Annotated in this window: 19 protein-coding genes; 9 read left to right on the plus strand and 10 right to left on the minus strand. The window is 70.3% G+C overall.

Annotated features, from left to right (window positions below; all coding sequences use genetic code 11):
• Positions 1-70 precede the first annotated feature (70 nt).
• Positions 71-478, minus strand: coding sequence for a plastocyanin/azurin family copper-binding protein (locus AB0B91_RS07290; protein WP_358317038.1), 408 nt, complete (start codon positions 476-478; stop codon positions 71-73).
• 170 nt (positions 479-648) lie between these two features.
• On the opposite strand from AB0B91_RS07290, the gene AB0B91_RS07295 reads away from it, so the two are divergent.
• Together AB0B91_RS07295 and AB0B91_RS07300 are read left to right on the plus strand one after the other, a co-directional pair.
• Positions 649-1,509 (plus strand): oxidoreductase, encoded by an 861-nt coding sequence (locus tag AB0B91_RS07295; RefSeq protein WP_358317509.1) that lies wholly within the window; start codon positions 649-651, stop codon positions 1,507-1,509.
• Between the two features lie 89 nt (positions 1,510-1,598).
• A complete protein-coding gene (locus AB0B91_RS07300; RefSeq protein ID WP_358317040.1) occupies positions 1,599-1,916 on the plus strand; it encodes a VOC family protein in 318 nt (105 codons plus the stop codon).
• 8 nt (positions 1,917-1,924) lie between these two features.
• Here AB0B91_RS07300 and AB0B91_RS07305 read toward each other — a convergent pair whose 3' ends face one another.
• Positions 1,925-2,350 carry an ATP-binding protein gene (locus tag AB0B91_RS07305; RefSeq protein WP_358317043.1) on the minus strand — a complete coding sequence of 142 codons (426 nt, stop codon included), beginning with the start codon at positions 2,348-2,350 and terminating at the stop codon, positions 1,925-1,927.
• 232 nt (positions 2,351-2,582) lie between these two features.
• On the opposite strand from AB0B91_RS07305, the gene AB0B91_RS07310 reads away from it, so the two are divergent.
• Together AB0B91_RS07310 and AB0B91_RS07315 are read left to right on the plus strand one after the other, a co-directional pair.
• Positions 2,583-3,404, plus strand: coding sequence for a helix-turn-helix transcriptional regulator (locus AB0B91_RS07310; RefSeq protein WP_358317046.1), 822 nt, complete (start codon positions 2,583-2,585; stop codon positions 3,402-3,404).
• Positions 3,395-3,607, plus strand: a complete 213-nt coding sequence (locus AB0B91_RS07315; protein ID WP_214639044.1) for a DUF397 domain-containing protein — start codon at positions 3,395-3,397, stop codon at positions 3,605-3,607. Before AB0B91_RS07310 ends, AB0B91_RS07315 begins: the two co-directional genes overlap by 10 nt.
• On the opposite strand, the gene AB0B91_RS07320 is transcribed toward AB0B91_RS07315, so the two are convergent.
• Positions 3,604-4,539, minus strand: a complete 936-nt coding sequence (locus AB0B91_RS07320) for a zinc-binding dehydrogenase (RefSeq protein WP_358317049.1) — start codon at positions 4,537-4,539, stop codon at positions 3,604-3,606. The genes AB0B91_RS07315 and AB0B91_RS07320 overlap by 4 nt on opposite strands.
• 85 nt (positions 4,540-4,624) lie before the next feature.
• On the opposite strand from AB0B91_RS07320, the gene AB0B91_RS07325 reads away from it, so the two are divergent.
• Positions 4,625-5,260, plus strand: coding sequence for a TetR family transcriptional regulator (locus AB0B91_RS07325; protein ID WP_358317052.1), 636 nt, complete (start codon positions 4,625-4,627; stop codon positions 5,258-5,260).
• A gap of 7 nt (positions 5,261-5,267) precedes the next feature.
• Here AB0B91_RS07325 and AB0B91_RS07330 read toward each other — a convergent pair whose 3' ends face one another.
• On the minus strand, positions 5,268-8,609 hold the full coding sequence (locus AB0B91_RS07330) for a serine/threonine-protein kinase (protein ID WP_358317054.1): 3,342 nt from the start codon (positions 8,607-8,609) through the stop codon (positions 5,268-5,270).
• 116 nt (positions 8,610-8,725) lie between these two features.
• Between AB0B91_RS07330 and AB0B91_RS07335 the strand changes: the two genes are divergently transcribed.
• Positions 8,726-9,184, plus strand: a complete 459-nt coding sequence (locus AB0B91_RS07335) for a nitroreductase family deazaflavin-dependent oxidoreductase (RefSeq protein ID WP_358317057.1) — start codon at positions 8,726-8,728, stop codon at positions 9,182-9,184.
• Here the strand turns inward: AB0B91_RS07335 and AB0B91_RS07340 are convergent.
• The 5 genes from AB0B91_RS07340 to AB0B91_RS07360 are packed head-to-tail and all read right to left on the minus strand — an operon-like array spanning position 9,159 to position 15,467.
• A complete protein-coding gene (locus AB0B91_RS07340; RefSeq protein ID WP_358317060.1) occupies positions 9,159-9,902 on the minus strand; it encodes a hypothetical protein in 744 nt (247 codons plus the stop codon). The two genes, AB0B91_RS07335 and AB0B91_RS07340, sit on opposite strands and share 26 nt — an antisense overlap.
• Positions 9,903-9,959: 57 nt before the next feature.
• Positions 9,960-11,636: a glycosyltransferase gene (locus tag AB0B91_RS07345; RefSeq protein WP_358317063.1), complete on the minus strand. Its 1,677-nt coding sequence runs from the start codon at positions 11,634-11,636 to the stop codon at positions 9,960-9,962.
• A complete protein-coding gene (locus AB0B91_RS07350) occupies positions 11,633-13,543 on the minus strand; it encodes a glycosyltransferase (protein WP_358317066.1) in 1,911 nt (636 codons plus the stop codon). Before AB0B91_RS07350 ends, AB0B91_RS07345 begins: the two co-directional genes overlap by 4 nt.
• Entirely contained in the window at positions 13,540-15,033 is a 1,494-nt protein-coding gene (locus tag AB0B91_RS07355; protein ID WP_358317069.1) for a glycosyltransferase family 2 protein, read from the minus strand. Before AB0B91_RS07355 ends, AB0B91_RS07350 begins: the two co-directional genes overlap by 4 nt.
• Positions 15,030-15,467 (minus strand): hypothetical protein, encoded by a 438-nt coding sequence (locus AB0B91_RS07360; RefSeq protein WP_358317071.1) that lies wholly within the window; start codon positions 15,465-15,467, stop codon positions 15,030-15,032. Before AB0B91_RS07360 ends, AB0B91_RS07355 begins: the two co-directional genes overlap by 4 nt.
• A 237-nt stretch (positions 15,468-15,704) precedes the next feature.
• Between AB0B91_RS07360 and AB0B91_RS07365 the strand changes: the two genes are divergently transcribed.
• Together AB0B91_RS07365 and AB0B91_RS07370 are read left to right on the plus strand one after the other, a co-directional pair.
• The gene (locus AB0B91_RS07365; RefSeq protein ID WP_358317074.1) at positions 15,705-16,814 is read left to right on the plus strand and encodes a glycosyltransferase; all 1,110 of its coding nucleotides are present in this window, start codon (positions 15,705-15,707) and stop codon (positions 16,812-16,814) included.
• Positions 16,811-18,433 carry a glycosyltransferase gene (locus tag AB0B91_RS07370; RefSeq protein WP_358317075.1) on the plus strand — a complete coding sequence of 541 codons (1,623 nt, stop codon included), beginning with the start codon at positions 16,811-16,813 and terminating at the stop codon, positions 18,431-18,433. Before AB0B91_RS07365 ends, AB0B91_RS07370 begins: the two co-directional genes overlap by 4 nt.
• Here AB0B91_RS07370 and AB0B91_RS07375 read toward each other — a convergent pair.
• Positions 18,430-19,947: a glycosyltransferase gene (locus tag AB0B91_RS07375; RefSeq protein WP_358317077.1), complete on the minus strand. Its 1,518-nt coding sequence runs from the start codon at positions 19,945-19,947 to the stop codon at positions 18,430-18,432. The two genes, AB0B91_RS07370 and AB0B91_RS07375, sit on opposite strands and share 4 nt — an antisense overlap.
• A gap of 147 nt (positions 19,948-20,094) precedes the next feature.
• On the opposite strand from AB0B91_RS07375, the gene thrC reads away from it, so the two are divergent.
• Positions 20,095-21,153 carry a threonine synthase gene (thrC, locus tag AB0B91_RS07380; protein ID WP_358317079.1) on the plus strand — a complete coding sequence of 353 codons (1,059 nt, stop codon included), beginning with the start codon at positions 20,095-20,097 and terminating at the stop codon, positions 21,151-21,153.
• The last annotated feature ends 251 nt before the right edge of the window (positions 21,154-21,404 follow it).

Raw genomic sequence — 21,404 nt, forward strand, 5'->3', positions numbered from 1 at the left:
GAACATCGGCGCACTCCCCTTCACAGGCCTGGAAGAGGCGTGGGTGGCGAGAAAGCGCACCGCTGGGTCGCTATTTCACGCTGATCGTCGTCATCATCCCCATCGAGCGGTGATTATCCACCGGGCACCACAGCTCGTACGTTCCCTTCTTCAGCGCGACAGTGAGCTTCGTCGTCTTTCCGCCTGCAATGATGCTGGAGGTGGAGTTGACGCCGGGCCCCTTGATCGACAGGCCATGCGAGGCGGTCCCCGCATTGTTGATCGTGAATATGTAGGTCCCTGGGCTGAAGGTCTTCGTCGAGAGCGTGAGAGAGAACTCCCGCTCGGTCACCGTGACAGGCGTATCGGTTGCCCAGGCCCGGGGCATTGCCGCGGCAGTCGTGCCCCCGCCGACCGCCAGTGTCAGCGCGGCGGCGATGAGCCCTATCGCCAGACGGGGCGTGCCTATGAAACGAATCGCAGCGGACATGATCGCCATCCCTTCATCGCGGCATCGATGTCAGCCATGGCAGATGCCCTCTCCGTATTCCCGGGCGCGTGTAACGCTAGACCCGCGAGATCTTCAGCACCGTGCCGACTGTTCGCCACAACGGCTTTACGGTTGCGTGGACCTAGGCTGCTTTGGGACGTCTAGGGTGAGTGACCGTGATGACGGAACGATGGGCATTGGGTGGCGACCTGAGCGTCGCGCGGGTCGGGTACGGCGCGATGAAGCTGACCGGTTGGCCGAGAGGCGACGAGCCGCCCAGCCGGGAGACGGCCCTGGCCATCCTGCGCCGGGCCGTGGAGCTCGGCGTGAACCACATCGACACCTCGCACTACTACTCGCGTGACGGGGTGGCGGCCAACGAGCTGATCCGGGAGGCGCTGCATCCCTACCCGGACGACCTGGTGATCGTGACCAAGGTGGGGGCGCTGGTCGAGGGCTCCGACATCGCCCTACCAGCAGCAAAGATGTACGGCCTCACGCCCGATGGCCTGCGCCGTGGCGTCGAGGCGAACCTGCGCTCTCTCGGCGTGGACCGCCTGGATGTGGTGAACCTGCGGATGGGCGACCGCGACCGCAGCCAGACACCACTGACCGCACCCTTGGAGACCTTGCTCGCGCTGCGCGAGGAGGGCCTGATCCACCACATAGGCATCTCCAACGTCACTGCCGAGGAGTTCGCCGAGGCCTGCAAGGTCGCGCCGATCGCCTGCGTCCAGAACCTCTACAACCTGTCCCGGCGCGATGACGACCCGCTCGTCGACGCCTGCGCGGCGGCCGGAATCGCCTACGTCCCCTTCTTCCCGGTCGGCGGTTTCCAGCCGCTCACGGCCGAGCGGCTGGACGCCGTCGCCGCTCGCCACGGCGCGACCGCGCCGCAGGTGGCCCTGGCCTGGCTGCTGGCCCGCTCACCGAACATCCTGCTCATCCCCGGCACCGGCTCACTGGCTCACCTGGAGGAGAACATCGCCGCCGGCGCGCTGAGGTTGAGCACGGAAGACGTCGCCGAGCTCGCCGGGTAAGCCGGGCGATGGTGCCGGGTCAGCCCGCTCGATCGCAATCCTGGCAAGATAGCCGCATGGAACGAGTGCTTGGAATCGGTGGATACTTCATGCGCGCCGCCGACCCGGCGGCCCTGAGCGCGTGGTATCGCGATTGCCTAGGCCTGGACACCGATGAGCACGGCCTGTGGAGTCAGGAAGCCGGGCCGACGGTGTTCGCGGCGTTCGAGTCCGAGGCCGACTACTTCTCCCGCGCCCAGCAGACCATGCTCAACTTCCGGGTCCGCGACCTGGATGCGATGGTCGCGCAACTGCGCGCCAAGGGCGCGGACGTGGCCGAAGAAACGCACGACATGGAGGGTGTCGGTCGATTCGGCTGGGTCACCGATCCTGAAGGCAATCGGATCGAGCTCTGGCAGCCCGTCTGACCGCGTCTTCATGGGCTCGGAATTTTCAGATCGGCCCATACGACGCGATGGCCCGATGATTTGATGAACGTTCCCCAGCTGTTCTCGGACAGCTCCATGACAATCCGAATGCCTCGCCCCGATTCAACTTCCAGTGGCGGATAATCGGGAATGTGAGGTTCGGAGGCGAAAGCTCCGGGATCGGTGACTTCAATGCGAATGAAGTCGGGGCCGAGGCTGAGGCTTACCGCGACCCACTCGCGATCCGCGCCGCCCTCCACGTGTGTGCAGGCGTTCGTGACCAGCTCGCTGACGACCTGTTGCGCGTCCGGCAGCGCGGGAGGACCGGTCGCGAGCCACCACGCGACGGCTGCTCGCGCCTGCTTCGGTGCTTTGTCGCTGCGGCGCAGTCTGGTCGCTCCGATGAGCGTTACATCCTCTGTTCGCATGAGCATGGGGAATCACCGACTTTGTCCGGTCGCTTTGCTTGTCGCCTGCACACAAGATTGTGTGTCCGGTGTAAGAACTGACCTCTCACGCAGATGTCTCTCGGAAGTCACCTCTCACAGTGCCAGCGAACGACTACGTTAAGTGAGAGGTCCGCAGGACAATCGCCGCACAGATTAGGCACGTGTTGTGTGTGTCGGCGTGTGTGGTTCCGTGGCGACAGAACGGCGGAGGTGCTGAATGAGCGTCAAGGATTTGGACCCGGACGCTGGACCACTGGCTCGTTTCGGATGCGAGTTGCGGAAACTCCGTATCGACAAAGGGCTCACCCTCGAACAGCTCGCGGACAGAGTCGGTTTCAGTCCGAGCCTCGTCGGCAGCGTCGAGCGGGCCGCCAGAAACCCGAGCAAGGACTTCACCGAACGTTGCGAGGAGGCGCTGGGCCTATCCGGCGAGCTTCTCGCCCGGTGGCCGAGCATCAGCCGGGAGCGCAGTCCGAAGTGGTTTCGGCCCTGGCTGGAGATCGAGCAGAGCGCCACGGTCTTGCGGACGTGGCAACCGCTCATCGTCCCGGGACTGCTTCAAACCTCCGACTATGCTCGCGCGATTTTCAACGGCAAGCCAGGTACGACAAAGGAGCAGGCGGAGGAGGCGCTGACGGCTCGGATGGAGAGGCAGGCCATCTTCGCCCGCTCGAACCCGCCGATGTTCTGGGCTGTTTTGGATGAAGGAATCCTGTACCGTCCGATTGGAGGCGAGGCCGTGACTCGTCATCAATTCGAACATCTTATCGCGTTGGCCGAAAGCACTCGAATCACCATCCAGGTGCTGTCCTACTCAGCCCTCTCCACTACCGGCCTCCTCGGCGGATTCGTCCTGGCACAAGCCAACGGAATGCCGGACGCTGCCTATCTGGAGTCGGCGGGGCAAGGCCAGGTGCGGGATGCGCCGGATGAGGTTGCCGACCTGAGTGTTAGATACGAGGCGATACGTGCGGAGGCCCTTCCCCAGCACGTATCGCTGAAGCTGATCAAAGAGAGGTTGATGGCGGCATGGAATTGAGTGAGGAACTGAGGACGGCGGCATGGCGTAAGTCGTCGTTCTCGGGCGATAACGGCGGAGACTGCATCGAGGTCGCCCCGTTGAGCGGTGGGCGGGTCGCGATGCGGGACACCGAGCGTCCCGAGATGGAGCCGTGGGTGGTCAGTGGTTCGGTCTGGGCCGCGTTCGGCAAGGGCTGGCGAAACGGCGAATTCGACTTCTAGCGGGCTTCGATCTCGAGTACCGCCTTGCCGTGCAGGCGGCGGCCAAGGAGGGCCGCGGTCGCCTGGGCGGCCTCCTGCCAGGAACCCCGCCACGAGATCTGCGGGTCCAACCGACCGGCGGCGAGGCGGCCGGCCAGCCAGGTCAGGTCAGGCGCCAATCCCTGGCAGCCGAGCAGGAAGAACGTGACGATCGAGCGATCGTGCCGTCCCTGGTCGCCGAAGAAGGCGCCGAAGGGGAAGTTCTCGCCGTTGTTCGCCGAGTGACCGACGGCGACCAGGGTGCCGCCCTCGGCCAGCCGGTCGTATGCGGACACCAGTTGGTCACCGCCCACCAGGTCCACCACACCGTCCACGGGCTTGGTGATCTCGTGCGGCCCGGACACCACCTCGTCCGCGCCGAGCGCTCGCAGGCTTTCGTCGTGCGCGGCCGGGTCGCCGGTGGAGGCCACCACCTGGGCCCCGCCGAGGTAAGCCAGCTGTACGGCGTACCGCCCGACCCCGCCGGTGGCGCCCGTGACCAGCACGCGCCTGCCGAGGATCGGGCCGATCCGGTGGAGTGCACGGAGCGCGCTGGCGCCCGCGACCGGGACGGTGCTGATCGCGCCGAGGTCGGCATCCTGTGGCACGGTGCCGATGAGGTCCGTGTCGACGGCGCGAAGCTCGGCCCAGGCGCCGTCGCCGGCGAGCGTGACCACCCGCGTGCCGGCGGCCGGGCCGGATCCGTCGGCGGCGGCGCGTTCCACGATCCCCGCCGCGTCCCAGCCGAGAACGGTCCCCTCTGGGGCGTTCTGGATGCCGAACGCGACCTCGCCGTAGTTGAGGGAGGCCGCCGTCACCCGTACCAGCGCCTGGTTCTGGGCGGGTACGGGATCGGGCGCTTCACCGAGCCTCAGGCCGCCGGGCGCGGAACGGTCGACGAGCAGAGCGCGCATGGGTTCTCACCTTCACTGAGAGGTTTATGCCACTGAGTGGCACAAGACTATAGGAGGCGTTCGCGCACGAGATACGCTAGGGGTGATGAGCACCGAGATCCTCAGCGGACTGCCGCTACGCGAGCGCAAGAAGCTCCGCACCCGCCTGGCGCTGATCGACACCGCGCTGGAGCAGTTCACCGAGCGGGGTTTCGACGGCACGACGCTCGATGAGCTCTGCACCGCCGTCGAGGTGTCCAAGCGCACCTTCTTCCGCTACTTCGACAGCAAAGAAGACGTCGCGATGGCGCCCACTCAGGATCTGTGGGCCGCCTTTCTGGACGATCTCCAGACCCGGCAGCCGACCGACGGCACGCTCCTGGTGCTGCTGCGGGACACGTTGCTTACGGCGCTGGACCGGATGCCCGCCGAGGGCTGGGCGGAGCGTGTTCAGCTCTCCCGCCGGCTGGCCGCCGAGACGCCGTCGATGAACGCGCACGGGCTGCAGTTCTGCGACCGCACCACCCGTACCGCGATCACGATCCTGCGGGAGCGCTTCGGTCCGGCCGACCCGCACGACCTGCGGCTCCGGCTGGCCCTCGACATGATGATCTCGGCTTTCCACTGTGCGCTGGAGGAGTGGACGTTTCAGTCCGGACCCGCGAGCCGTGACGACCTCTCCGCTCGCCTTCGCGATGCGTTCGCCGCGATCCCGGGCAGTGTCACGATGACGCTCTCCTGAACAAGTCCTAACACCCTTTCCGGAACGGCTGGCCTGGCAGATACCGGGTCCATTCGGCCTCGGTCAGTGCCCGGCCGGCCCGCGCGCACGCCGCCTTCACCAGCGGTTCGATCGCCAGGGGAACCCTGGTCAGCCGCCCCATCCTCCCCATGGCCAGCAGCTCGGCGGAGTCGGCGGAGAAGGCGATCGACCGCGCGCTGTCCCAAAGACGGATCGTGGGTCCGGCCGGCCGGCCTTGCCGTACGTCCCAGACGATCAGCGACTTCTCCTGGGACGCGAACGCGAACAGCCGGTCGTCGGCCGAGAAGGCGGCGGTCCACGACACCCCGCCCACCCGCAGCCAGTCGCCGACCTGCGCGCCCGTGCTGGTGTCCCAGATGCCCACCTTGCCGGCGAAGTTCGCCGCGACCAGCTTCAGATCGGCGCTGAACCAGACCTCCTCCGCGTTGCCGGAGAACGGCAGCCGCGGTCCGAACCGGCGCCCGGTCTCGAGGTCCACCAGGCGTAGCAGGCTCGCGTCCAGGCCGATGAGGCGCCCGTCCGCGGCGACCGTCCAGCCGAGCAGGCGCGGCCTGGTCACCTGCTTGAGCCGCTTGCCGCCGGGGACCTGCCAGAGCGTGAAGGTCTTCTGGTCGGTCGTCCAGAGTCCGGCCGGGGCCGGAAGCGCGCCGTCCGAGTCGGGAGTGGCCGGGACCTTGGCCAGTTCGTGCCAGGTGGCGGTGTCCCGGACGGTGACGTCGTCGCTCCGTCTGATCGCCAGCCGCCTGCCGTCCCGGCTGAAGGAGAGCTCGCTGTCGTAGTCCTGGAGCGTCCCCGCCTCGAACGCCTTGCCGTTCAGCGTGATCTTGGTTGAGCCCAGGGCGTGCGTGGCGAGCAGCCGGCCGTCGGCGCTGAACTCCATCTCGTCCACGGTCTCGTCCGCGGCGACGTACGGCTGGAGCGTGATGACCGTGTCCTCGCTCAGGTAGCGCAGTCCGGTCGGGCCGAAGGCGACCGCGGATACCGGGTCCGCTATGGCGCGTTCGAGCATCAGCGGTTCGTCGGCGTTCAGCCGGTAGAGCCTGATCGTCGAGCCGATCCCCGCGAGGACCTTGCCGTCCGGACTGAACACCGGCGTCGCCATGGGTTCCCAGTCCGCGATCGTGGTGATCTCCTTGCGGGTACGGGCGTCGAAGACGACCAGGCCGCCGTTGTCGGAGATGGCCAGGAGCCGCCCGTCGCGGCTGAACGCCGAGACCGGGCTGCAGTCGCCGCAGATGCCGGGAAAACCGCGTTGTGCCTTGCCCGACGGCAGCGCCCAGCGCTCGCGTCCGGCCACGGCGTAGTCGCCGCCCGGATGGATCGCGGCCTTGACGAGCGTGGGCAGCGCGGTCGTCTTTCCGGTACGCGGGTTGTAGGCGCTTTTGCCCTGTCCGATGTCGACGATGAGCAGGCCGCCGCTGAAGCCGATGTTCAGGTCGAGCATCTCGGTGGCGGGCAGGCGCCGGCCCGTCCGCTTGCCGGTGGCCAGTTCCCAGAGGCCGACACCCTCGCTGTCGGCGACGGCCAGCAGCCGCCCGTCCTCGCTGACCGCGGCCTGGCGCAGGCGCCTGCCGGTCAGGCCGAGCCCGGTGAAGCCGCCCGTCCGCCTGCCGGTCGTCAGGTCCCATACCCTGACCTCGTCGGGACTGACGCTGATCAGCGAGCGGCCGTCGGCGCTGAGCGCGCGCACCACGTCGGGCCCGGTGTCGGGGTCGTGAAAGGCCGCGCCGCCCTGGTCGACGACCGAGGCCAACAGGCTCGACCTGGCCTCGGCCGTGGGGGACAGCCGCGCGGCCGCCGTGCTGAGCAGCATGCCCAGGACGGGGTCCTTGCCTCTCACCGTGTCGGCCACCCCGGCCAGCCGGGCGGACTCGGCCACGTCGCGTTGGTCGGCGAGCATGATGCTCTGCCGTACGGCCAGACCTCCCGCGACCAGGGCCAGCACCAGGAGCACGGCGAGCCCGACGGACAGGAGCCTGGTCCTGCGGGATCGGCGCCTGTTGAGCGCGGCGGCCGCGGACAGGAAGTCCCGCTCGCCGGGGGTGAGTGTGATGTTCCTGCGGTCGGCCGCGGCCCAGCTCAGCGCGTCGTCCAGCGAACTGCCGTGGAACAGGTCGGCGTCCTTCCGCCCGTGCTCCTCCCAGCGCTCCGCCGCCGTCCAGATCTGCCGGTGCACGACCAATCCGTCCCGGTTCGCGGCGATCCAGGCGCGCAGCCGGGGCCAGGCCAGCGGTAGGGCGGGGCGCAGCAGCCGTACCGGATCTCCCTTGGAGACCAGGTACGTGAACGCGTCCAGCACTCGCTCGATACCGTCGGGGAGCTCGGACCTGCGGAGTTCGCGCAGCGCCAGCTCGTCCTCGGCGTTCACCGTGAGCAGCCGCAGGAACAGCTCGGGGACCAGCTCCTTCTCGGCGGGGCCGAGAGCGGAGTAGGCGTCCTCGGCGATGACGCCGAGCGAGGGGTCGTCGGCGGTGATCCCGATCCGCTCGCCGTCGCCGGCGCCCTGCTCGAGCAGCCGCGCGGTGTCGAGCCTTCCGTCGCTGTTGACCAGCCCGAGCAGCAGCTCGCGCGCGGTCGGGCGGCGTGCTGGTTCCTTGGCCAGCGCCGCGCGCACCAGGCGGCGCAGCGGGTCGGGCAGCGCGGCCAGGTCGGGTTCGTGGGAGAGCACGCGGTGCATGACCGCGCCGAGCGCCTCCGCGGTGAACGGATCCTCGCCGGTGGCGGCGTACAGGATGATCGCGCCCCAGGCGAACACGTCCGCGGGCGGCCCGGCCCGCTCGCCCGAGAACACCTCCGGCGCCATGTAACTGGGCGTGCCCGCCACCTCTCCTGTGGCGGTGAGCGACATCTCCAGCGTGCGGGCCACGCCGAAGTCGATCACCCGGGGCCCGTCGGGGCCGAGCAGCACGTTGTCGGGCTTGAGGTCACGGTGCACGACGCCCGCGTCATGGATGGCGGTCAGCGCCGTGGCGATCGCCGTGGCCAGCCGGTGCAGGTCGTCGCCGCGGAACACCCGCCCAGCCGCGCGCAGGCTCGGGCCTTCGACGTACTCGCTGACGATGTACGGCCTGGACCCCTCCAGATGGACGCCGAGCACTCTGGCCGTACAGAACGAGGCCACCCGCTGCGCCGCGACCGCCTCCTTGGCCAGGCGATCGCGCAGCTCGGGCCGGCTGACCGGGTCGCCGCGGAGCACCTTGACCGCGACCCTGGCGCCCGCCGGGTCGTAGGCCTCGTACACGACGCCTTGCCCGCCCGCCCCGATCCGGCCGGCCAGCCAGTATTCCCCGAGCCGCTGCGGGTCGCCGTCGATGAGTGTGCTGCGCATGACGGATTGGACTATCGGCGCGACCAGATGGTTGCGTGGCGTTACTCCGTATCTCGCCCGCTTGACTTAAACCCCTGTTCATGTACGAGCCTGTTCGCGTCCCCAACGGAGGAACGATGACAGAACACAGCGAAGAAGTGCTGGACAGCCCGACGGACTGGGTGGCCGACCACATCCGCCGATACGTGGAGACGGACGGCCAGGACGGCCACCTCTACCAGGAATGGCCGACGTTGCTGCTCAGCACGCGCGGCCGGAAGTCCGGCAAGCTGCGCCGCACGGCCTTGATCTACGGCCAGGACGGTGACCGGTACCTTCTGGTGGCGTCCAACGGCGGGGCCGACAGCCATCCGGCCTGGTACCTCAACCTCGTCGAGCATCCGGAGGTGACGGTGCAGGTTCTGGCGGACGTGTTCAGCGCGCGAGCCCGTACCGCCACCGATGCGGAGAGAGAGCCGCTGTGGCGGAACATGGCGTCGGTCTTTCCTCTCTACGACGAGTACCAGCGCAAAGCCGAGCGGCAGATTCCGTTGGTGATTCTGGAGCGTGTCACTGCTGAGCAGGGACGAAGTTGACCCGCGCCAGGTGCGGCTCGTAGTCGGCGGGACCGGCGACGAGCTTCTCCTTGATCAGATCGAGGTCGGCGACGCCGGAGAAGCCGACGCGCTGGAAAGTAACGGTCTTGCCGCGCACCCGCTTCAAGATGACGTGCTCGTCGTCGTACCACCCGGCGAAGGCCTGGATGTCCCGGCCGCCGACCCGGTGAAGGATCTTCCCGGTCGACGCCTCGACGATGCCGATGTCACGCGCGTTGTCGTCCTTACGCACCAAGGTGGCGAAGAAGCGTCCCGAAGGTGAGGAGACCGTCCCGGCGCTCCATTCATCGAAGACGCCGACGCCCGTGTAGAACCTGCGCCGCTTTCCGTCCAGCCCATAGACGGCGATGCGGCTCTTGGCCGATGGGGGCTCGGCCGCCTCGTGCGTGGCCAGCACCCCGTCGGCCCGGCCGGCGAAGTAGAAGCGGAAGGCGCGCCCGATGGCCCAGTCGGTGACGCGATGGCGGGGTCCCGTTCTGACCAGGTGGGGAACGCGGTCGGTGACGTTCAGGGTGATGAAGCCGATGATGGTCAGGCGACCAGCGCCTCCTGGTAGGGCGTCTTGCCGAAGGTGTCGCCCGTGCGCAGGTAGCCGTAGTAGCCCTGGCCGGCGTCGAAGATGAGGGAGTACGAGGCCAGACGGACCGCTTCCCGCTGCTCGTTGAGCTCGCCCGACGTCCCGGCGAGCTTGATCCATTGTCGCGATGCGATGGACTGCGCGGAGTTTGGTTCGGCGCCGCGAGCGGCTGGCGGGTCAGGTGTCCGGGAAGGCCAGGTTGCGGACGCGGCGGACGGCGCGTTTGAGTACCGTGCGGTCCTGGTCGCGGGACAGGCGGACGGCCTCGCGGCGCCACGACTCGGCCTTCTCGCGCCACCGTTCCGAGTCCCTGCGGCCCTTGCCCGCCTCCCTGCGCAGCTGGGCGAGTTCGGCCTGCATCAGGGCGGTGCGCTTGCGGAGACGGGTGACCTCCTTCTCGTACTGGGCGGTGATCCGGTCCAGCTCGGGGACCGGGCGGCGGCGAGGCGGGTAGATCGGGGGGCGGCGGGTGAAGCCCCAGGTGTCGCCGTCCAGCCATTCCAGGCCGAAGACCTCGTCCAGGACGGTGTCCAGGTGCTCGCCGGGGCGGGACACCAGGGCCGCGCGGGACAGGGCGGCGGTGCGTTCGAGTCTGGCCACGGTGACGCCCTGGTCGGTCTCGTCGAGGGCGACGCACAGGGCGCCGCCGTCGTGCTCCTCCAGGTGGTTGACGAGGCGTTGCAGGGTGTCGCGCGCGGGAACCCAGCCAGGAGGCACGAGGAGACGGAACGGCGGCACGACCCCGGGGGATCCCGAGGTGTCGGCCAGCCGTACCCGGGGATCGTGTTCGAAGGTGGCGTGGATGAGGCGGAGGTCCAGGTCGGGGTCGCGGAGCGGGGAGCGGCGGCTGTTCCCCAGCGCGGACCAGGGGCCGGTGATGGTGATCGCGACGTCCGGCAGCGAGCTCGCCAGCAGGCCGTCGACCGTCGCGCGGACGTCCTCGTAGCCCGCCGCGGGGACGGTCGCGTCCACGTACGGGACGAGCCACTGCCGGCCCGGGTCCGTGCGCAGGTAGCGCCGGTACGGCACGCGGTCCGCCACGTAAGGGTCGTTGTACCGCTTCAACGAGAGAAAGTCGCGCATGGCGGTCGGCAGCCCGATGTGCCACGCGCGCGCGTCGGGGTCCGGTACGTACACGGCGCCCGCCTGGGTGAGCCGGTAGCCGAGTTCGGTGTCCTCCGCCAGCACCAGGGAGGTGTCGAGGCCGCCGATCGAGCGCAGCAGCGAGGCGGGGTAGGAGGCGGTGGCGCCCACGTGGATGCGGGTGGCCAGGGAGTTCGGGGCGGTACGCAGGCCCTCGTGGTCGAGGATGATCTTCTCGGCCCAGTCGTGGCGGTGCGGGGAGAGGGGGAACAGCTTGTCCTCGTGGCCGTCCTTAAGCGCCTGGCGCACCTCACGGGGGGTGGGCAGCACCTCGCCGGCGGTGAAGTCGATCCAGCCCAGCACGACCAGGTATGGAGCCAGGTGGTGCCAGCGGAGCTGGGCCTCGACGTGGCGGTGATGGGGGACCATGTCCGCGTCCAGCACGAAGATGATCTCACCGGTGGCGGCGTCGATGCCGGCCTGTACGGCCCAGGCACGGCCCCAGCCGCCGGGCGGGCTGGTGATGAGGCGGGTACGGGCCGGGGTGAGTTCGGGCAGGCGTACCGGCACCGCGCTGCCGTCGTCCACGACGATCACGTCGAGCAGCTCGGCCGGGTAGCTCTGCGCGGACAGGGCGGCCAGCGTGAGGTCCAGCGTCTCCTGGCGGTCGTGGGCCGGGACGACGACGGTGACGGTCAGCTCGGGCGTCCACTGGCCGAGGAGGGGCGGGGTGAGCACGCCGTAGTCGTTGCGGCGGATACGAGAGGTCACGGCTGCGCGCTCCCTTCGAGCTCCATGAGGAAACTGGGGCGGAAGCCGCGCCACTGGTTCCTGTTGCGCTGCAGGAACGTGCCGATCGGCTCCTGCCAGGTGTGGTTGGCGGCGGGGCCGCGGCGCAGGATGTACCCGAGGCCGTGCGTACGGTAGATCTGCCCGCCGGCCGCCTGCAGCGCCTCCTGGAACTGGGTGTCGACCGACCGGCGCAGCGGCCGGAAACCGCCCACCGCCTGGAACGCCGAGCGCTCCACGAGGATCGTGCCGCCCGCGACGAAGCTGGTGATCTGCTCGGTGATCTGCTTGCGGTGCACGGTGACGTCGATCGACGACAGGTAGACGAACTCCGGCACGGTGCCCACCACCTGGGCCCCCGAATAGGAATGCGCGAGCAGCAGGTCGGCCAGGAAGTCGGGGCCGTACCAGTCGTCGTCGTCCATCTTCAGCAGGAACGACCCCGAGGCCCGCGTCGCCGCCTCGTTGAGCACCTCACCGAACACCGCCCGGTGGTCGGCCTCCAGAACGGTCAGCGGGCCGTCGAAGGCGGCGATGGCCGCGGCCACGTCCGGATGGCCCGGGGGTACGCCGTGCAGGGCGAGGATCACTTCGAGCTGGACACCGCGCTGCCGGCCGACCTGGTCGAGCGCGAACCCGACCATGTCGGCCCGCCGCGTCGCCAGCAGGACCGAGGTCAGCGGGGGAGCGGGGGCGGGGGCGCCGAGCTGCTCCCAGCGGGCGGCGACGCCATGGGTGCGGAGCGCCTCGCGGCGTAGCCGGATGCTGTGCTCCTCGCGGCGGAGCTCGTCGGAGAGGTCAGGATCGCGGAGCAGCAGGCCGGCGAGCTCGTGGCCGAGGGCGCCGGCCCAGCGCGGCACCGTGTGCGCGGTCAGCGGTACGCCGGCCGCGGCCAGGCCCGTCAGCACGCGGACGGCGGCGAGCGGGCCGCTGTGGGCGTGGTGCCAGTCGATCTCCACGCCGCGGATCTGCCGGAGCCGGCCCACGTCGGCGTCCGTCACGCCGCCCGACTCGGCGAACGCCGTCACCGCCTTCCCGTCGAGTACGACCGACCAGCGGCCGTCGCGCTCCACCAGGGACGCCAGGCCGCGTGACGGGGTGGTGACGAAGCCCTGCGGGTTGACCAGCCGCTCGTCGACCGGCGGGATCATCGACGGCTCGCCGAGCACGTCGGGATCGACCAGCGACAGCCCGGCGCCGCCGGGCCGGCCGAGCCGCTCCCAGCTCGCGGACCGCGAGGTGGGCCGCTCGATCGGCGTCTGCGACCCGGACCAGTCGGCCGGGTCGTCAACGCCCTCCTCGCGGCCACTTTCAGCGGCGTCGAGCGTGCGGAGCACGACGTCGCTGCCCGGGGCGCCGACCCGTTCCGGCACCGGACCGGTCACCTCGGCGGGCGTCGCGTTCGGGTCGCCTGGACGCCAGGCCGCCGCGCCGACGCCGGCGATCGCCGCCGCGGGCGCCGTGATCACGTCGAGCCGGTGCCCGGCGAACGCCCGAGCCGTGGCGGTCACCGTACGGCCGGCCGGGGTGGGCGCCGAGAACCGCGCGTCCACCACCCACACCCGGTCCTTCGGCTGGTAGACCCGCAGATCCGTGAGCGAGCGCCAGCGGTGCGCGGGCGTCGGGGTGGGCACGGGCGCCGGATGGGAGGCGGGCGTGTCGAGCACGGCCACGACCACCCGCCGGGCGTCCGGCAGCAGCTTGTGCAGCGTGGCGGCCCGGCGCAGGTCGGCAGGGGTACGGGCGAGGATGAGCACCTCGTGCACCTTTTCCGGCTCCGTGAACGGTTCCAGCAGGTCCCGGTCCAGGTCCACGGCCTCGACGTCGTGCTCGACCCCGGCCAGGAAGATGCGGGCCTTGGGCAGCTCGGCCAGCAGTTCGCGGATCATCCGGCGCTCCGCAGGTGCCTGATGAGCGAGGTCAGCGGCCCGGCCGCGGCGTCGGGGACGGGATCGGCGGACAGCCGGTCCACCTCGGCCGTCAGCCGCGCGATCTCCGCCTTCAGCTCCTTCACCTCGTCCTGCCGCTTGCCCGCCAGCGCCCGCCACTTGGCCGGGTCTCCGGCCAGCGGCTCGGCCTGGTCCTCCGGGGCGAAGCCGTACTCGGCCCCGCTCACCCAGAGCGATCCGAACATCTCGTCCACCAGGTCGTCGGTCCCGCCGTGGAACAGGGCCGCGCGGGAGAAGGCCGCGGTGCGCTCCAGCCTGGCGGCCACGACTCCGGCCTCGCCCTCGTCGAGCACGGCGCAGACGAGTCCCAGCGTGTCCTGGTCGGCCAGTCGTACGAGCCGGGAGAGCGTGTCGGCGCCCAGCACCCAGCCGGACGGGAGCGTGAGCAGGAACGGGGCGGGGGCCGCGGAGTCGGGCGCGGACGTCACGAACGTGACGCGCGGTTCGTTCCGGTAGAGGTTGTGGATGAGGCGCAGGTCGAGCAGCGGGTCGTCGAGGCTGTCGCGGCGCTCGTCCGTCAGCTTGTCCCAGGGGCCGACGATCGCCACGGCCGTGTCGGTGATCGTCCCGGCGAGCGCGGAGTCGGCACTGGCGCGCGTCCGCTCGTAGCCGGTCGCCTCCACGACAACCTGGACGTACGGCACCAGCCAGCGGCGTCGCGGATGGCCGCGCAGCCAGCGCAGCTCGGGGAGCAGATCGCCGAGGAAGGACCAGTTGTGCCGGTGCACGTCCTTCTCGCGGCGCATGACGGTGGACTCACCGACATGCCAGGCGCGAGCCTGCTCGTCGGGGATGAACACCGCCCCGGCCTGCGCCAGCCGGTAGCCGAGCTCGGTGTCCTCGGCCATGTTCAGGCTGGTGTCGACGCCGCCCGCCTCGCGCAGCAGGTCGGCGCGCAGCGAGGTGGAGGCACCGGTATGCAGCAGGTACGCGCTCGAACCCGCGTCCTTGAGCATCCTGGTGGACTCCAGGGTCATGCGCGTGTACTCGGTCCGGGTGCCCTCCTCGCCCAGGGCCGCCACGAACCGGGTGTCGCTGATCACGACGGCGTGGTCGATGAGGTGGTGCCAGCGCATGTGCGCTTCCAGGTGATCCGGGGCCAGGACCATGTCCGAGTCGAGCCAATGGATCACGTCGCCGGTCGCGGCGAGCCGGCCGGTCTCCCTGGCCGCGCCGCGTCCCCAGCCCTCGCGTACCCGGACCACCCGGACGCCGGGCAGGTCGATGGGCGGTTCGCTGCCGTCGTCGGCGACGACGACCTCGACCAGCGCGGCGGGATAGGTCTGCTCCGCCAGCGCGGCCACGGTCCGGGCGAGCGCCGGTGCGCAGTTGTAGGCGGGAATCACCACGGAAACGGTCAGCGCGGGCTGCCAGGCGCCGATGGCCGGCGGCTTGAGCGTTCCCCAGTCGTTGTGCCTGACCCGCGTCATGCCGGGTCCTTGGCCAGCGCGCGGATCTCCTCGCGCAGCTCCTCCACCTCTCGCGCCCGCGTCATCGCGTTGACCCGGTCCTCGCCCAGCGAGGCCAGGATCGCGCTGAGATCATCCTCGCGCCGCGCGGCCGACCGCTCGACGGCCTCGGTCAGGCGGTCCAGCCGCGACTCGATGCGCTTGAGCGCGGTGGCGGTCTTGGCCAGCTCGGCCTCGTGCTTCTTGGCTCGCAGGTCGATGCGCTGGGCCTTGCCGTCGATGCGCCGTACGGTCAGCACGAGAACGGCGAGCCCGGCCAGCGTGAGGGCGAACGCCCCCGAAGCGGCGGCGGCGCCGAGCGTGAGCAGACCGGCGAGGACGAGCACCACGAGCACGGCTACGGCCAGAACTCCGAGGATTGCGGCGGTCGCTGCCAGTCGGCGGGGCGAGAACATCCGCGCATACCTTTCGTAGTCATGACATTTCAGGCGTCAATGGGGTATTGACACCTTAATAAACATGCGCCACTACCGTGCCACAGGTTCCTGGACAAAAACTGGGAGAATCCTGCTGGTTCGGCCTACGTTACCTCCACAGTGGCCATCCACCCCAAGGTGAACTCAACGTCTCAAGGGGTGTCAGACCGGCGTAAGGTGGGCGCCTGACTGAGTCCCCGTCGGTCGAGGAGCACCATGCCCGTCACCCCCTGTGGCTTCGCGCGTACGCCGGAGAAGGGGCTCGCCCGCCTGCACTGGAGCGATGGCCGCCCCGCCGAGCTGCCCGGCGCCTTCTCCGGGTGGGCGGTCGACGGCCATGAGCCCGACGTGTCCGCGCTGCGCCCGCTGCGCGGCCTGGAGATCGAGTGGCCCGAGCGCGAGGTGCCGTTGGCCGGGCTGGTCCGGCTCGCGGCGGCGGGCGTGCCGCTGACCGCGCACGACGCCCCCGCCTGGGTTCCCGCCGAGCTGGCGGCGCTGCTCACCGACCGCGACTGGCTCGGCCACACCGGGACCGGCCCCCGGTCGCTGGCCGACCTGCGCCGCGAGGAGCACAGTGTGCGGCTGCGCCGCCTGACCCACCGCCTGCCGCCTTCGCGTACGCCGCGGATCAGCGTGGTCATGTCCACCAGGCGCCCGGCGATGGTGGCCGGCGCGCTCGCCCAGATGGCCCGCCAGCGCGACACCGACATCGAGGTGCTGCTCGGCCTGCACGGCGTCCCCTTCGAGGAGGTACGGCAGGCGGTCGAGAGCTGCCCTCTGCCCGTGACCTGGGTCGAGGCCCGGGCCGAGACGGTGTTCGGCGAGGTGCTGAACGAGGCCGCGGCCCTGGCGTCCGGCGACTACGTGGCCAAGTGGGACGACGACGACTGGTACGGCCCCGACCACCTGGCCGACCTGGTCATGGCGGCGTCCTATTCGGGGGCCGACATCGTGGGCACCACGGCCGAATTCTTTTACCTTGAGCCGTTGCACGCCACGATCAGGCGCACGACATTCGCCAGTGGCGCCGCCTATCCGAGCGAGGTCTCCAGCGATCACGTAGCGGGCGGCACGATTCTCGCCACAAAAACGATATTTCAGGACGTGGGGGGATTTCCTGCTCAGCCGCGGGCGGTGGACCGGGACTTCCTCAAGGCCGCCCACGAGGCCGGGGCGAGCATCTACCGCACCCACGGCCTCGGGTACGTGCTCCGGCGCACGCTGAGCGACCAGCACACCTGGCAGCTTCCGCTCGCCCACTTCCTCAAGGTCGCCACCAACCAGTGGCGCGGCTTCCGCCCGAGCCTGCTTCTGGAATCGGCATGAGCAGGATCCGCGGCAACGACTACCGGATGCTCGAACCGCCGGAGACGTACCAGCCGACGTTGCGGGTCAGTGTGGTCGTGCCCGCGTACGGCGGCCAGGACAAGCTCGACCTGGTGCTGGCCGCGCTCGCCCGGCAGACCTACCCCGCAGGGTTGATCGAGGTCATCGTCGTCGACAACGGCAGCTCTCCGCCGCTGCGGCTGCCGGCGGAACGCCCGGAAGGCACCCGGCTGATCGTCTGCCCGGAGCCGGGCCGGGCCGGCGCCCGCAACGCCGGGCTCGCCGCGGCCACCGGCGACGTGATCCACTGGCTCGACTCCGACGTCTTGCTCACCCCCGGCTCGATCGAGGCGCACATGCGCTGGCATCACGCCGCCCCCTACCTGGCCGTGACCAGCTACATCAGGTTCACCGAGTCGCCGGTGCCCGCTGAGCTGCCCGACGACCTGGAGAAGGCCTTCGAACCCGCCGAGCCGCACGCCTGGATCGTCGACCTGATCGAGCGGACGAACGGCCTCACCGACAACACCCAGCGCCCCTTCAGCCTGCACGTCGGCGGCGCGACCTCGGTCAACGCCCGGCTGATCGCCGCCGCCGGGACGATGGACGACGACCTGATACTCGGCCAGGACACGGAGATGGGTTACCGGCTCTACCAGGCCGGGGCGGTGTTCGTACCGGAGCCCAGGGCCCGCGCCTACCATCTCGGGCCGACCATGCGGATGCGCGACCAGCAGCCCATCGACCGCGTGAGTTACGCGTTCGTCGCCGACCGCATCCCCGCCTATCGGTGGCTCCGCTCGCATCCCTCTCGCCAGTGGAAGGTCCCGTACGTCGCGGTCGTCGTCGACGGCACCGCCGGTTACGAGCAGGTTCGCGCCACGGTCGACGCCCTGCTGGCGGGCACCATGCTGGACCTGTCCATCGTCGTGGTCGGCCCCTGGGACACCCTGGAGCGCGAGCGCCGGGCCCCGCTGAAGGACCCCGCCCTCGACCTGGTGCTGGTCCACGGCCACTACCTGCACGAAGGCCGGGTACGGCTGGCGGTCTCCGGCGAGGTCGACCCGGCCGCGCCGTACGTCCTGCGGCTGCCCGCCGGCTGGGTGCCGGGGGAGGACAGCCTGGCCAGGCTGCTCGACCTGGCCCGCGGCGAAGGGCTCGGGCTGGTGAACGTGCTGCTCCGCGAGTCGCCGGACGGCGTCGTGGCCGCGCGGCTGGAGCGCGCCTCCGCCTTCGGCCGGGCGAGGATCGTGGTACGCCCCGGCGAGGACCTCGACGACGCGGTGGACGACGTGTCCGGCGTCTCGTGGGTGGAGGGCGAGACGTACGGGTTCGCGACGGAGGCGGCGGAGCTGCTCGGCCGCCGCAGCGCCTACCGGGCCAGGCTCAAGGCGGAGGCGGACGCGGCACGGCTGACCAAGGAGGCCGAACGCCTGCGCGCGCAGGTGACCAAGTGGCGCGACGAGGCCGGGCGCTGGCGCAAGAGCGCCGTGGAGCTGCGGCGCGACGTCAGCACGCTGCGCCGCCAGCTGGCCGCCGCCAACCGCGCCCAGCAGAGCATGCGCGTGCTGCTGGCCACCACGGTCAAGCGCGCCCTGGGCAAGCGGCTGCGCGGCTAGTTGGGGCGGAGGGCTGACTTCAGGCGGCCCAGCAGGGTCCGTTCCTCGGCGGCCGAGGTGGGAATCGTGACGATCGGCTGCTTCGGCGCGGCGGGGCCGTCCAGCGGCTTTTGGACTGCGGGCTTCTGGACCGCGGGCTTCGGCGGTGTGGCCGGGGGCCAGTAGCGGTCCGGGGCCTCGTGGCGTACGCCGTGCGTGGTCTCGATGATCTTGTCGAGATCATCGCCCGGGGCGCTGAGCAGCAGGGCCCGGCCCATGGCGGAGGTGCGTTCGAGGCGGGCCGTGCGGCCGTCGGGCAGGTCCACGACGAGCACGCCCGTCAGGTCCTTCTGCACCGTCTCGATCATCCGCTCCAGCGTCGCCTTGTGCAGCGGCACGTCCACCGGTCCCCGATAGCGGAACGGCGTGGGCGCCGGCGTCGGGGCCGCCTCGTCGATCAGCCGGATCCGGTCGTCGTGCGCGAACAGGTCGCGCATCAGCCGCATCTCGAAGCTCGGGTCGCTGAGCACGGCCCGCCGCCCGTCGTGCAGCCGCGCCCACGGTCCCACCAGCGTCACCACGACGTCCTGCAGCTTGCCGTCGAGCGCCGCCGCCACCGCCTGCCGTACGACCGCTTCGGAGGTGTCCGTGACGTCCAGCACGATCTCGACATACGGTACGAGCCAGCGGCGCCCCTGGTCCTTGCGCAGGTCGCGGCGGAGCGGGATGCGGTGCGCGAGGTACGGTTCGACGGCCCGCACGGCGCGTTCCCGGTCACGGTGCTGCGCGGGCAGCCCGAGGTGCACCGCCTGCGCTTCCAGGTCCGGGATGAACACGACACCGTGCATGGCCAGCCGGTAGGCGAACTCGGTGTCCTCGCCGCGCACGACGTTCGGGTCGAGACCGCCCACGGCGTGGAAGACCTCCCGGGGAAGGGCGAAGGTCGGTCCTGTGCACACGTGATAGGGATTGCGGCTCTTGCGCAGCCCGTCGGTCTTGGCGATCGTCGCCTCGGTGGAACTCGACACACCCGACGCCAGGTCGAACACGTCTCCCAGGTGTCCCGCCCGGAAGACCTGCTCGGCGGTGAGCGCCGGCACCTCGACGAACTTCTTCATCCCGATCGTGACCAGATAGTCGGTCTCGTGGTGCCAGCGGGCCAGGGCCTCTATGTGCTCGCGGCAGGCCACCATGTCGGCGTCGAGCCGCTGGATGATCTCGCCGTCGGCGGCCTTGGCGCCGGTGTTGACGGCGTTCGAGATGCCCCAGCCGGTCTTCACCGGGACGATCCGGGTGTTGACCGGCCGGATCTCCGGCAGCCGGATCGGCGGCTCGCTGCCGTCGTCCACGACCAGGACCTCCATGAGGTGGTCCGGGTACGTCTGAGCGGCCAGCGCGGCCAGCGTCAGCTCCAGGTGCGGCCCACCGTGCGCGGGTATCACCACGCTCACGGACAGGGCCGGTGACCAGGCGCCGAGCTTCGGCGGCGTCAGCGGAGAATAGTCGTTCTGCGTCATGGCAGGACGCGCGTTCATGGTGATGACCCCCCTGCCGGGGACCATACCGGGAGATGCTGAGAATTTCCCGAATTGTTGGTTGTTGCGGCCACCGGGACTCGGCTCGGCGCACACTGCCAGGACCCCGGTACACTCGGTGGCCAAGACCGCAGGTAGGGAGTCAATATGAGCAGGTCGTGGCGTGGCCTCATCGAGGAGTACCGAGAGCGCCTTCCGGTCACCACGAAGACGCCCGTCATCACACTGCTGGAGGGCGGCACGCCGCTGGTGCCCGCGCACCGTGTCTCCGCGCTGACCGGGTGTGACGTCTACCTCAAGGTGGAAGGCGCCAACCCGACGGGCAGCTTCAAGGACCGCGGCATGACGATGGCCATCAGCAAGGCCGTCGAAGAGGGGGCCAAGGCGGTCATCTGCGCCTCGACCGGCAACACCTCGGCCTCGGCCGCCGCCTACGCCGTACGGGCCGGGCTCACCTGCGCCGTGCTGGTGCCGCGCGGCAAGATCGCGATGGGCAAGCTGGCCCAGGCGCTCGTCCACGGCGCCACGCTGCTCCAGGTCGAGGGCTCGTTCGACGACTGCCTGGAGATGACCCGCAAGCTGTCGTCCAGCTACCCGATCGCGCTGGTCAACTCGGTCAACCCGTTCCGGCTGCAGGGCCAGAAGACGGCCGCCTTCGAGATCGTCGACACGCTGGGCGACGCGCCCGACATCCACTGCATCCCGGTGGGCAACGCGGGCAACATCTCGGCCTACTGGATGGGCTACCAGGAATACGCCGCGGACAAGATCGCCACCAAGGCGCCGCGCATGTTCGGCTTCCAGGCCAGCGGCGCGGCACCGATCGTCAACGGCGCGCCCGTCGCCCACCCGCACACGATCGCCACCGCCATCCGCATCGGCAACCCCGCCTCCTGGCAACTGGCCACGGCGGCCCGCGACGAGTCCGGTGGCGCCATCGAGTCGGTCACGGACCGGCAGATCGCGACCGCGTACAAGCTGCTGGCCCAGGAGGAGGGCGTCTTCGTCGAGCTCGCCTCGGCGGCCAGCGTCGCCGGCCTGCTGCAGGCACACGCGCAGGGGCTCATCGCACCCGGGCAGCGCATCGTCTGCACGGTCACGGGCAACGGCCTCAAGGACCCCGACTGGGCGATCGCCGGCGCCCCGGCTCCGGTCACCATCCCCATCGACGTCCACGCAGCCGCCGCCGCCCTCAACCTGGCCTAGGAACGCCACCCGCGCCCGTATGAGCGGGAGAGTGGGATTCGCCACAGACCCGGCCCCGCGGACCCTGTCTCGCGGACCGAGCCTCGCGGACCGTGTGGTGCGTGCGGGACCTTGTGGCCGGGACCGCAGATCCGGTCTCACGGACCCGGTCTCACGGACCCGGTCTCACGGACCTGGCCTCACGGGCTTGGCCTCGCTGGGCAGTCCGGCGCGCTGGACGGCCCGGTGCGTGCCAGGTCCTGCGGTGCGCG

This window comes from Nonomuraea sp. NPDC049141, assembly GCF_040648415.1.
GTDB lineage: Bacteria > Actinomycetota > Actinomycetes > Streptosporangiales > Streptosporangiaceae > Nonomuraea.

Coding starts and splice junctions, on each gene's coding strand:
- AB0B91_RS07290 (WP_358317038.1), bottom strand. CDS start 478: ATGGCGATCATGTCCGCTGCGATTCGTTTCATAGGCACGCCCCGTCTG.
- AB0B91_RS07295 (WP_358317509.1), top strand. CDS start 649: ATGACGGAACGATGGGCATTGGGTGGCGACCTGAGCGTCGCGCGGGTC.
- AB0B91_RS07300 (WP_358317040.1), top strand. CDS start 1,599: ATGCGCGCCGCCGACCCGGCGGCCCTGAGCGCGTGGTATCGCGATTGC.
- AB0B91_RS07305 (WP_358317043.1), bottom strand. CDS start 2,350: ATGCTCATGCGAACAGAGGATGTAACGCTCATCGGAGCGACCAGACTG.
- AB0B91_RS07310 (WP_358317046.1), top strand. CDS start 2,583: ATGAGCGTCAAGGATTTGGACCCGGACGCTGGACCACTGGCTCGTTTC.
- AB0B91_RS07315 (WP_214639044.1), top strand. CDS start 3,395: ATGGAATTGAGTGAGGAACTGAGGACGGCGGCATGGCGTAAGTCGTCG.
- AB0B91_RS07320 (WP_358317049.1), bottom strand. CDS start 4,539: ATGCGCGCTCTGCTCGTCGACCGTTCCGCGCCCGGCGGCCTGAGGCTC.
- AB0B91_RS07325 (WP_358317052.1), top strand. CDS start 4,625: ATGAGCACCGAGATCCTCAGCGGACTGCCGCTACGCGAGCGCAAGAAG.
- AB0B91_RS07330 (WP_358317054.1), bottom strand. CDS start 8,609: ATGCGCAGCACACTCATCGACGGCGACCCGCAGCGGCTCGGGGAATAC.
- AB0B91_RS07335 (WP_358317057.1), top strand. CDS start 8,726: ATGACAGAACACAGCGAAGAAGTGCTGGACAGCCCGACGGACTGGGTG.
- AB0B91_RS07340 (WP_358317060.1), bottom strand. CDS start 9,902: ATGGATCAAGCTCGCCGGGACGTCGGGCGAGCTCAACGAGCAGCGGGA.
- AB0B91_RS07350 (WP_358317066.1), bottom strand. CDS start 13,543: ATGATCCGCGAACTGCTGGCCGAGCTGCCCAAGGCCCGCATCTTCCTG.
- AB0B91_RS07355 (WP_358317069.1), bottom strand. CDS start 15,033: ATGACGCGGGTCAGGCACAACGACTGGGGAACGCTCAAGCCGCCGGCC.
- AB0B91_RS07360 (WP_358317071.1), bottom strand. CDS start 15,467: ATGTTCTCGCCCCGCCGACTGGCAGCGACCGCCGCAATCCTCGGAGTT.
- AB0B91_RS07365 (WP_358317074.1), top strand. CDS start 15,705: ATGCCCGTCACCCCCTGTGGCTTCGCGCGTACGCCGGAGAAGGGGCTC.
- AB0B91_RS07370 (WP_358317075.1), top strand. CDS start 16,811: ATGAGCAGGATCCGCGGCAACGACTACCGGATGCTCGAACCGCCGGAG.
- AB0B91_RS07375 (WP_358317077.1), bottom strand. CDS start 19,947: ATGAACGCGCGTCCTGCCATGACGCAGAACGACTATTCTCCGCTGACG.
- thrC (WP_358317079.1), top strand. CDS start 20,095: ATGAGCAGGTCGTGGCGTGGCCTCATCGAGGAGTACCGAGAGCGCCTT.